The organism is Aeoliella straminimaris (assembly GCF_024054565.1).
GTDB classification, from domain to species: domain Bacteria; phylum Planctomycetota; class Planctomycetia; order Pirellulales; family Lacipirellulaceae; genus Aeoliella; species Aeoliella straminimaris.
Genome location: NZ_JAMXLR010000029.1, coordinates 1 through 11,725 on the forward strand (window position 1 = coordinate 1; position 11,725 = coordinate 11,725).

5 protein-coding genes and 1 pseudogene are annotated in these 11,725 nt (G+C 55.2%); all 6 read right to left on the bottom strand.

What is annotated here, in order from left to right:
- Positions 1 to 20: 20 nt before the first annotated feature.
- Positions 21 to 146 (bottom strand): annotated as a pseudogene (locus NG895_RS30840) (IS256 family transposase); the annotation flags it as partial.
- A gap of 143 nt (positions 147 to 289) precedes the next feature.
- Positions 290 to 2,245, bottom strand: coding sequence for a glycosyl hydrolase 53 family protein (locus tag NG895_RS08940; protein WP_252852139.1), 1,956 nt, complete (start codon positions 2,243 to 2,245; stop codon positions 290 to 292).
- Between the two features lie 375 nt (positions 2,246 to 2,620).
- The gene (locus tag NG895_RS08945) at positions 2,621 to 4,201 is read right to left on the bottom strand and encodes a family 43 glycosylhydrolase (protein WP_252852140.1); all 1,581 of its coding nucleotides are present in this window, start codon (positions 4,199 to 4,201) and stop codon (positions 2,621 to 2,623) included.
- Positions 4,202 to 4,562: 361 nt separating this feature from the next.
- The gene (locus NG895_RS08950; protein WP_252852141.1) at positions 4,563 to 6,989 is read right to left on the bottom strand and encodes a beta-galactosidase; all 2,427 of its coding nucleotides are present in this window, start codon (positions 6,987 to 6,989) and stop codon (positions 4,563 to 4,565) included.
- A 216-nt stretch (positions 6,990 to 7,205) separates the two neighbouring features.
- Positions 7,206 to 10,001, bottom strand: a complete 2,796-nt coding sequence (locus tag NG895_RS08955) for a glycoside hydrolase family 2 TIM barrel-domain containing protein (protein WP_252852150.1) — start codon at positions 9,999 to 10,001, stop codon at positions 7,206 to 7,208.
- Positions 10,002 to 10,330: 329 nt separating this feature from the next.
- The gene (locus tag NG895_RS08960; protein ID WP_252852142.1) at positions 10,331 to 11,665 is read right to left on the bottom strand and encodes a serine hydrolase domain-containing protein; all 1,335 of its coding nucleotides are present in this window, start codon (positions 11,663 to 11,665) and stop codon (positions 10,331 to 10,333) included.
- Positions 11,666 to 11,725: the final 60 nt, after the last annotated feature.

Genomic DNA, 11,725 nt, shown 5'->3' on the forward strand with positions numbered 1-11,725 from the left:
CATAAGTGATCCGCTTAGACTTCCAACGGCCCTTTGAGCGTCTCTTCGACGCTCTTGCGAACTAACTCATCGACGTGCCCACGAATCTAAGCTTCGTCGACCCTTACCATGCTTCCGCTTTCGGCACTTCCAGCTAAACTCGCCATCGTGGCAGTCTCCTTCGCTTGGTGGATTGAATCTCTACAACTCAATTCCTACCAAGCAGGAGTTGCCCAAACAATCTGCGCAATATCATGGACGTTATCCAGCAGTTTTGGGTTGCCATTTCATGAGATGTGCTGCTAAAGAGCTATTCAGCGATACTGATGACGGCCGTAACCTCCGTCATTACTTTACCTCGGCCATGCTCAGGTTCTTTTACCTGAGCCTCACCGTGGACGGAGTAGGTAGCGCCCGGCGTGTCGGGGGCGTCAGGCTGTGGACTCCATTGTACCGGGACGTCGCTAACCTGGCCTGTGGTCAGATCGAGGCTGCGAACCGTTGCCGGCAGTTTCGGTGTCTGGCCCTGAGTCGTGGCGACGAAGACGCGATCCTCGACCACGTTTTTGGCAAATGCGTCATTCCATGCCTTAAATGAAGCACGCAGTGTCCCGTTTTCGCCGCGGCCGATGCCGAACACGCGCGTGCCCGCCCAGGGCCAGACACCGGTACCAACGTTGTTTGGCACGTCGTTAATCGTCTTCATGAGATCAATCGTGTCATCACCCTGCGACTGTATGCTGTACTCGAACCCTACCGGGTGGTTGAGATTCGCGATGGCCGGCTGGACCGTGCCGCGAAACTTGGGTGAGCATTCGGCGATGTTGAGCTTAACGTGCGGCAGTGCCCGAGAGATCTCGACTAGGTTACGCTGCAGGGTGTCGTAGCTGCCGTGCCAGTCGGGGTAATAGGAGACGCCGACGCGATCGACCATGCCGCCGCGAGCCTCCAACTCCTCGTTGAGCGTGCCGACGAGTGACATTACGCGCTCGAATACATCCTCCGTGTCGAGCGCAATCATCTTATCATCATTGCGCTCGAAGACGTTAAAGGCAAAGTGCAGCTGCGTATCGATGTCGGTACCATGCTCGGCGTTGATCTCTTGAACAGCTCGACTGCCGGCATCGATGAGCACGGCGAGATTACGGACGGACTCGAGAAACTCGGCGTACGCCGGCGAATCGGTGTCCCCATTAGCCTGTTCGTACTTGATCCACTTCACACCACCGCCGGGCGCTGCCTTGTGCCGGCCGGATGAGTAGTAGTGATGGTGGTCCACGTACGGCGTGATCAGGTCGTACTCTCTACCCCACATCATGCCATTGGTTACCTCATTCCCGATCGCCACTATGCTCGGCGTCGTGTCCTGCTCTATCAGACGCTCAAGAAAGTCATACGTATAGTCGTGCGTCGCTTGCTGTAACTCCTCAAAGCTCAGGTCGGCCCACGAGTAAGGCTTCGGCTGGTTCTGAGGGTCGGACCAACTATCGGAGTAGTGTAGGTCGATCGCCAAGTCCTGTCCTGCGCCAATCACCGACTTGGCAACGTGGAGGGTGTTCGCCGGCGAGCAGTTGCCCGGATGGTCGACCGGTTCACCATTCCATTCGCTTCGCGGATCGTTCCAAACGCGCAGTCGGATGATGTCCCAGCCGAGGTCTTTCGTCAGGCCGAAGAAGTTGGCGCCGGACTCGACAGACCCAGCATCGCTGTGCCGACCGCCGCGGATCCCAACGATCGGCGGCTTGTTGCCAGCGTTGTAGTGATAGGCGGTGTCATCGCCCCCCTGTTCGGAAGTGTCGGAGCCGTTCTGGAGGTCTACGCGGAGGTAATTGATTACTTCCATCTCCCGAACGGCGCCCGGTTGGTCGCCCGACAATTCGAGACGGATGTAGCGAAGACCGGGATGAGAGAACAGGTCGGTGAAAATGCCACCGCGGTCGCCGTTGGCGGTATGGTCAGCGAGGGTGCGCCATGTGCGGCCATCGGACGAGCCCTGTAAGCGGTAGCGGTACACGCTCTTGTGGTCGGCGAAGTAGAGTCGTACTTTGTGCACAGCGTCGTACGTGCCACCGAGGTCGACCAGGAGGTGAGCCTTGCCCTGAGTTGGCATCCACATTGTATTCTTGTCGCCGTCGAGTACCGCCGAAGCGTCCCCCGACTCGGCCGATGCCGACACCCAACTCTTCGGTGCCAGATTGCTTTCGGCGGGGTCGTAGGTCGCGGTGCCCTCGAGGCCATGCGAGGTGTCGGCGAATGCGATCGCCATGGAAAGCGCCAAGAGCAGCGGTCGTGTCGAACGCGTCAGAGTATGGAATGAACGCATCGATCCTCCTGTAGAAGGGGCAGAGTGATAACGCGATGAAATTGAGACGAATCCAGCGGTCTAAATATGGCTCATGACGCAGTCAAAGTCTAAAGTTGTCACGACAGTCGCCGGTCAGGGTATTTCTCGCACCTATCGGTACTGGGTGGCGTGGGATGGAGGATTGTGTTGGCGCTTTCGCCCTTCTAATCGAGGAGAGACTACCTTACATACCCATCACGCAGGAAGTTTACTGGCACGACTACGGCCCATTTCCGATTCACTTACCAGCGACGGTATGGCACTCTGAAGCACAGTGGCCACCAAACAGCGGCAGCGCTAATCGGCCAAGACCAATGCGACATCATCCACCCTGCAGAATGAATCAGCTTTGCCATCCGCCAAGAACCCGACCGTCACCTTGTTGTCTGAAACCTGAATTCCATCGACGCGGATAGTTTTCCACTCGGAGTTCTCGCCGCTGATCTCAGTCGAGTACTTGTTGCCTGCCGATTTGGCGTACAATTCTAACTTCTCGAAGCCAGCGCTATTCTTCACCTTGGCGGTAAGCGTATAGACTCCGTTTTCGAACTGCACATAAGGGGACGATGCAATCTCCTGTTGGACCCTCCGGGTGAAGTCGACTTTGTCGCTGATGTTTAAGCTTCTTTCTCCAATCACCCGTTGACGGTCCTCGGTGCTGTTCTCGTAGTTTAGCATGGGGGAATCGCGATTGAGGGAGATCTCTGTTCCTTTGATTACGATCGTCTCCCAACCCAGAAGCCTCTCTTGTCTGGGCTTATTAGCGCTGGGCATCGCCTTTCGGTCGGCCTCGAAACTGGCGTTCTTCACCCAGTTATTGTTATCCGCCACCGACCATTTACCGGTCTCCGCGTTGAGGTTCCACGAACTCAGAGAGTTAAAGTACGGTTCCTCGCCGTCAAAGGAAAGCGGACACCATTGGTTGTAGCCCAGGCCGTTTCCGGCGAAAGCGGCCCAGCGATCTCCACAGTAAACGACGGTGTCCTGCTTAGTTCCCTTAATGGTGAAGAAAAATCCGGTCTGGGTGACGTGGGCATAATCATCCTCCGCACCCTTCAGTCTCTTCATGTTGTTTTCAGGCCGGTAAGGCCCGCGGATATCGTCGGCCACCAGGTAGTAGGGATAGGAGGAATCCCAGCCGTACAGGAGCGAGGCGGCCAAGTAGTACTTGCCCTTGTACTTAAACATGCAGTTCCCCTCGCGTCCGGCGCCCCGGTAGACCTGTGTGCAGTCGAGCAGGTCAATCTTGTCCCCCTTGAGGCCGATCTCCGAAATGTAGATCTTATTGCGCCCCTTGCCATAACTGTATACGAGATAAGACTTTCCTGTTTCCTCATCAGTGAACACTGTTTGATCGCCGGTGTTTGGAGTGCCGATGGTATCGGTCATGTCCTTGCGTTGATGCCACTCGAACGGTCCCGTCGGCTGATCAGCCACAGCAAACAGTATTCCGGCACCATACTGAATGATCATCACGTACTTTTCAGCGTCCTCGATATAGGCCACTCCAAGGCGTCCCATCCAGGGCCAGCCGCGTGCCCCGCCGTTTTTTCTGGACTCTGCCCGGGTCAGTGCATCGCCCTCGGACTTCCAATTAACGAAGTCCGTGGAGCTGTAGCAGGTCACAGAATTGAAGGTGTTTCCTCGATTGAAGGTAACTGAAGGGTCTTTCCGATAACGTTCTGCCTGGTCATAGCGAACGCCGTACCAGTAGTATTTCTCCTCGTTTGTCGCAGGGTCCTTGAACTTAAATATTCCACCACCCTGGCTGTAGATTGGCTTTCCGTTTTCAGTGTCCCAAAAGTCATCGTTTTTGATGTTGTGCGACTGGGAATAGGCCATGGTCCCGCAGAGCGTGGCCATCAGGCCCAGAAGCACAGTGGTCCTAGGGGTAGGGGAGCTTGTGATCGTTTTCATAAGGTTCACCATGTTTTCAATGATGGTCGTAGAATGGAGACAACTAGTAAGCCGACTCGGCGGCGAGACGATTGACATCGCTTTAAGCAAACCAATCAGGGCAGCTCGGGACATCAGCAGGAGTCAAGGACGTTATTCCTTATTGGCCTCCGACGATGCCCGCCATTGGTCTTAGGCACGCCCTGGCTGCAAAGCTCGCAAGCGACAACTTTTGTGATTAGCGGAAGCATGTCGCACTCGTTACAGGACAGCATTGGGGCCGGAACCGTCTCGTAGCTGTGGTGAGTAGAAGTTCATGTGAAGTAACGAACCAGTATTCAACCTACTGTTCACTCCCTTGCAGGTTCTCGAACAGATGTTGGGACGCGTAAATCTTGTACTTGTTGATTTTGCCGGAGCTGTCGCCGTCGGGCGGCAAGTACCGTAGTGTGTTGAACGTTTCCACCTTGCCGAGATCGATGACGATGTGGTGAGGATGAGGCGGATTACGTCCTACACCACGATGCTGTGTATGCCAGTAGGTGATCGGTTGCTCGTCAAGTATGTTGCCAGCGCCCGCGGGCTCGGCCAACAGCTCTTCGCTGTCCGCATAGATGACTTCCCAGCCGTTTCGGTCGATGCTTCTGCCGTCGGTGTCCAATAGATGGATTTCAGCAATCGAGGCGTGATTGTCGTTTGAATGTGAACTGAGTGACTCGATACAGAGGTATCGGGCAGTGACCTGATCATCGAAGGTCACCGTCTGGGCGACGTCTTTGTTCTCAAAGTGCCCTTGGGCAACGACTTGCTGATCCGAAACTTCGAGGTTTTCACCCGGCTTACGAATATAAGCCAAGCTGGGATCCAGTTTGAGGCCGTAAATAATATCGGTCACTCCTCGAAGCGTGTTATGCCCGGTGGGTTCGATGTCCATGACCACAACCTCGTTTCGCCCCTGCTTGAGCCAACAGCCCGGCAGGTAGAGAGTGTATTGCGGACCGATCTGCCAGTAGCGTCCCAGGTTAACGCCATTCACCCAAACCATGCCCTTGCCCCAGCCCCGCATGTCGAGCAGCGTGTCCCCCATTTCGTCTATCGTAAATTGGCCGTGATAGAAAACCGGCAGTGGTGAAGGCTTGGCTGGCTCCGGGGAGAATTCGACATGTGCGATATCATCGAGTTCCAAGGGAAAACTGTAAACTTGCCAACCGAGCACGGGCCTGCCGTCCAGCGTCACTTCCCCCAGCCCCTTGCGATCACTCATCAACTCGCGGGAGTAATTCAAATGGCCCATGTTCTCAAGCAAGATATCGAGCTCAACCTGGCCTGCGGGTAGAGCGATACGCGTCTTACTTTGCTTGTAGCGACGATCGAGTGTGGCGACACGCCGGTTGTTGACGATGACGATGGCCCGATCTTTGAGTGCGCTGAACTCGAGCCAGGCTTGTTTTGCCTGGGGCAATTGAAGCGTCGTGCGATAGATTGCCAGACCTTGAGTCTGATCCAGAGCTTCCAGATAGGGGGGGTGTCCGGAGGCGACAGGTTTGCCCATGAGTTGTTCTAAGGAGGCTGTCTGCGAGAGGGTAAATTGGGGCACCTCGATGCGTTTGATGGGCGTCGGAGGGTCAGGCAGATCGTAGTCATCCGGCAGATAGGGCTTGATGGCGTCACGGAAGATGTTGAACTTCTCATTCAAGCGACCGATCTCGTCGATGGGAGAATCATAGTCATAGCTGGTGGTATCAGCCGTATAGGATCGAGACGACCAATTGGCCCCGGAAGTGAAGCCGAAATTGGTACCTCCATGCAGCATGTACACATTAAAGGAGATATCGTTATCGAGCATCCATTCGATTTCTCGAATAAAGCGATCGAGTCCTCGGGTATTGTGCCTGTCTCCCCAATGATCGAACCAACCGACCCAAAACTCACCACTCATTTTGGGCATCCCCGGATACCGCTGTTCCAGGAACCGAAACGACCGTTCAGCACCACCGCCGAAGTTCATGGTTGTGTAAACGCCATCGATATGTGCCGTCTCAATGGTGCGTCCATTGGCCCAATCGCAGCGGATGAACATGGTATCGAACCCAGCTCCAATCAATTGCTGATGGATGGCACGGTTGTATTGTTTATCGTCCTCATTGTCAGGTCGGCCAAACTGACCATACTCATTCTCAACCTGAATCTGAAGAATCGGACCGCCATGATTAACCTGCAATTCCACCAATTGCTCGCCCAACGCCTCGAAATAGCGTTTAGTAGCAGCCAGGAAACGAGGATCATTTGTCCGAACCTGCATGTCGGGTTCTTTTAACAACCAAGCCGGCATGCCACCAAAGTCCCACTCGGAGCAAACATAGGGGCCGGGCCGGACAATCACCCACATGCCCTCTTCCTGACAGATACGTACAAACTCGGCCACATCGAGATTACCGGTGAAATCGAATTGGCCGGGTTTCTTCTCGTGGGCATTCCAGAAGACATAGGTACCGATACAGTTAAACCCCATGGCTTTGGCCTTTTGAATTCGATCGCGCCAATAGGCCCTCGGCACACGGGGATAGTGGATGGAACCGGAGATGATTACTGCTGGTTCGCCGTCGAAGGTGAACCTCCCATCTTTCGCACCAAATTCCGGCTGACTTTGCCCTGCGGGATTGGGGCGCGGGGGGAGGAAAAGAGTCTGGGCATGCGCGGTGACTGCGATACCACTCAGAAGCATGAGCGTTAGCAGAAATCTGGGCATATTAAATTGCTCTATGCTCATGACATACTCCTATAAAGTCTTGGCAAAACGCTTTGTCAGTGATCATGCCATCGCCTCCGTTGCGCTTGCGACGTGGTAGCAATTACATAACTGCAAAAACAGGGTTTTTGTTGGCATTGTTAAGTGGTGATGGGCAGTTCGAACAAATCTGTTCCTGCAGCATCTGCCTTTTCGGCTGCGTTTGAAGTCGGCCGAGGCTTGGGCAAGTGGACTCGTTCATTGGGAAACGGTGATCGACAACGTCGCCGGCTCCATTCCTTCCGCGCGGACGGTCACTTGAATCGGGCTAACCTCACCTTGTTTCGATCGCACAATGAGCATCGCCTTGCCATTGAAAAGAGGATGACGGTTGTCTTGGAAGGAATCGAGCGACAGCTGGTCTCCATTGCTGACTGCCGCAAGTTCTCCTCCGCCGGAGACTTGGAATGTGAGTATGTCATTGGCCAGCGGAGCGACATTGCCTTCGGCGTCAACTGCTTCAACGAGAATGAAAGACAAGTCCTCGCCCGTCGGCAGCAATTCGGTGCGATCTGGCGTAAGCCTTAGAGAGGTTGGGGGGCCTGCCGTCCGCATCACACTCTCGCCAATCTTGGCTCCGTCCTTGTAGGCAACTACCTTGAGTTCGCCAGGCTCGTAGATCACATCGTTCCAACGCAGGCGATACTTATAAGTGACGTCATAGTACTCAGGTTCGTAGCGAGCCGAGTAAATCTTCAACTCTTTCACATCCGCTGTGGATTTGTCGGAGAGGTCGGTGAACTCGACACGGACAAATCGAGCTTGAACATTCTGGTCGGTCAAGTCGTAGGTGGCGCGCGGACCTCCTGCACGTCTTCCCCAGCCTCGAGATCCAGCAGTACGCGGTTCGATGTTGGCTATGGTACTCCAATCCGTTCCGTCTCGAGAAACACGAATCGCATAACCAGCGTCGCCCACGGAATCACCAAGGGCAAGGTCGATCTGTTCCACGGGCTGCACCTCTTGTAGGTCCACTTGTACCCAGGGAGTGCCGCCAGAATCTGTGTGGCGCCAAGCGGTATCGTCATCACCATCCACCGCGGCTTCTGCGCTCGCTCCGTCGCTCGTCATCGTCGGCTTTGCGGCCGCCAGGTTTGTCGGCTTGGGAGGCACGACACCCTTGGTTCGCCGCCCGAGCGATCTTCCGTTCAGAAATAGCTCTGCGGAGTCGCCATTGGTGTAGACAAAGACGGGCGTCTTCTTGCCAATCCGGTCCGGCCAGTTCCAATGCGGAAGAATGTGTATTGTTTTGGCGTTCGGTCGCCAGTGGCTGCGGTATAGGTGGTACCGGTCTTTGGGTATTCCGGCAAGGTCGACGATGCCAAAGTAGGAGCTCCGAGCATCTCGACGATTTGGGGTTGGCTCGCCCAGGTAGTCGAAGCCGGTCCAAACAAACTCACCTCCAACGAAGCGATCGTCCTCCATCAGTTGAAACTCGCAATCGGGAATGTCCGACCACGATGTGGCGCTTAGATCGTATGAGCTAACATGGCCCGTCCCGCCCGGGTAGTCGGTCTTGTTGTTTGCGAGCGGGAATGCGTAGTGCCCGCGCGTGGAAACAGTCGATGCCGACTCGCTGTAGAGAATAGGGTTATTCGGATAGGCCTCCCGGTACCGAGCGTAGCGCCGCCCGTAGTTCCAGCCGGTCAGGTCGAGCGGGTCGTAAACGGGATATCGCACCGTGTTTGGCGTGTGGCAACCGATGCCCACCGGCCGCGTGTCGTCGAGTTGCCGGATACAAGTGCGCATGCCTTCCAGTCGGCCGAACGACATGCCATCGCCGCGTTCATCCACCGAGGTGCCGATTTCGTTGCCGACTGACCAGATGAACACGCAAGGATGGTTGCGGTCTCGCCTGACAAAGTTGTCAAGTTGTCTGACTGCCATGGGTAGCACGTTTTCGGGGCCAGCCAAGTTGTCGGCTGTGGCGTTCCATTTATCGAAGCATTCGTCCCAGACGAAAATCCCCATGCGGTCGCACAACTCTAGCACCTCGGGGGCGGGGGCATTGTGACTTGTCCGTACCGCGTTCACGCCCATTTCTTGCATAATCTGAAGTTGGCGCTCCATAGCGCGTTGGTTAAAGGCCGCCCCCAAAGCCCCGAGGTCGTGATGCAGGTTCACGCCCTTCAGCTGCACGCGTTCGCCGTTCAGGAAAAAGCCGCGGTCGGGATCAAAAGAGAAGGTCCGGATTCCAAAAGTAACGGTCTCGCCATCCACGACCTCGCCGCTGCTACGGACGATCGTTTCCGCAGTGTAGAGATTTGGATGCTCCAGGTCCCAGCGGGCGGGGGCATCTACGAACATCTGCTGGTCAACCTCGACCGTACCTTCGGCGGGCGCGATGCCGCGTTTCTCGCCTGTCGCGACCACATTCCCCTCTGGATCACGGATCGTAACTGCGACATCGAGTTCGCGATCCGACGAACTGTGATTATCGACGGTGGACCGCACGCGGACGGTTGCTCGCCAGTCGCTTACCGAAGGCGTGGTGACGAACGTTCCCCAGTGCGCGATGTGCAACGGATTCGCGATCGTCATTCGCACCTTGCGATAGATGCCAGCGCCGGGATACCAGCGTGAACCATGGCGACGAGTGTCCACCTCCACGGCGACGACGTTTTCCTCGCCGAAACGGATGTGCGGGGTAGCGTCCACCCGAAATGACATGTAGCCGTAGTCCCATTGCCCAGCCAGTTCTCCATTGATGTAGACCTTGGGGAACGCCATCACGCCGTCGAAGTCGAGGTACACACGCCGGTCCGAGCCGGCCTCGACTGTGAATTTCTTCCGATACCAGCCGACGCCCGTCCAGGGCAGCTTTCCGGTCGATCCTGAGGCGCTCTCATCGAAAGGTCCGCTAATCGCCCAGTCGTGCGGGATACGCACCGACTCCCAGGTAGAATCGTCAAACTGCAAATCGCGCGCGACATCAGGTTGCTCGCCTTTGGCGAACTTCCAATCGTGGTTAAAATCTCTGACTGCGCCTTGCACTGGCAAGATACCAGATGCTAATGCTATGAAGCCGACAGTCGCCGTGACAGCTTGATTAAGCACAGTCCGAGTGATCATTTGAATGAACATTGTCTGCATCCGTAGAAGGCGATTGATTTGACAGCATCCGTTTTCTCTGACGTCGTGAAACATGATGGACACCGATAGCGATGAAACCTATCCGTACGATAATTGGTAACGTTGTTGAATTCATCCAGGCCGACTGAACAGACTGGCTGTGAGGGTTCACAGGTTTGCAAATTATGCGAGCCGAAGAGCGAGAATAATGCGACAATAAACACCCTGTTTTAGCAGGGTACCGCTGTGCTTTATTCATCGAACATTCTGTACGCCTTGCTGAGGAATGCCGGATATACCGGCTCATTGTTATACATGTTTATGTAGAACAGCGCGATCAAGTCATGCTCCGGATCAACGATGTATTGTGTTCCCATCATGCCGCCCCAGGCAAATGCAGAGTTTGATACTTCGGGAACGGGCTTCTTTTGCTCGTTGTAAAGTTCGAAGCCCAGCCCGAATTGAAAACCATCGCCACCGGCGTTCCTCTTGGGCAAACGATTGACTGTTGTCATTAACTTGACGGTTTCCGGTTTCAGGATGCGACACCCGTTGAACTCGCCCTTGTTCAGGAGCATCTGGCAGAACTTGGCGTAATCTTCAATTGGGCCGTTGAGGCCGATGGCGCCTTCGCAATAAGTCTGCTCCTTACTGACCGTGCCCTCGCTGTAAATGGTTGATGCAAGCTCTAGCCGGCCGTCGCTAACTCGGTAGGGCTTGACGAAGCGGCGGAGCGCGTCCGGTTCGTAATACCAATCCGTGTCGTCCATGCCGAGCGGTTCAAGAACGGTCTGCTTGACGTATTCACGCAACGGTTTGCCCGAGATGCGTTCGATCATGTATCCCAACATGTTCGTACTGATGTGGTAGCTCCATTCGGTCCCGGGATCAAAGCCGAGCGGGTACTTTGTCAACGGAAGCATCTCGTCCTTGAGGTACTTGGAGTCGCGATTGCCCCCGCCGCTGTGTTGTCCGCTTGGCGAGTTTCCAGGCATCTGTCCTCCAACTCGGGGCGGACTACCGGCCTGCTGCCTTTCTATCCGGCGAATTTGTCCGACTAGTCCTGCGTTGAGTCCAGAGCTATGTGAAAGCAGGTGCGCAAATGTCATAGGAGCGACGACGGGCCTTGTCTCGTACGAGCCGTCCTCGTGAACCTTCGTAACAACTTGATCGGGAATTTCTGGGAAGTACTTCGAAACAGGGTCGTCGACGTTGACCAATCCACGCTCGACTAAGGTCAAGAACGCGACGGACACAATGGCTTTTGTTTGCGAGAATAAGACGTAGTAATCATCTGTCGTTGCGGGGGTTTGGTTCTCGATGTCTTTCCAACCGAACGCCTTGTTGTAAACCACCTGCCCGTCCTTGGCGACGAATCCGACAACGCAGCTTACCTTCTTGTCATTGACGAACGACTGGAGCAGGGCATCCATGTCTGCGATCTTATCGGTGCTTACTCCGGCGGCTTCCAGGTCGACATCATGGGCAAATTGTTGCGGAGTGGCGGCTTGAGTTTGTTCGAGGCCGAAAAGGCAGATCGCCATCGCGACAGTCACGGCGGCAGTGCAGTAAGCTTTGTTCATCATGGTTCTTTCGGGAAATTGTCAGTTGGCCGCTGCACAAACCTGACGAGGTTCGATGTGTTT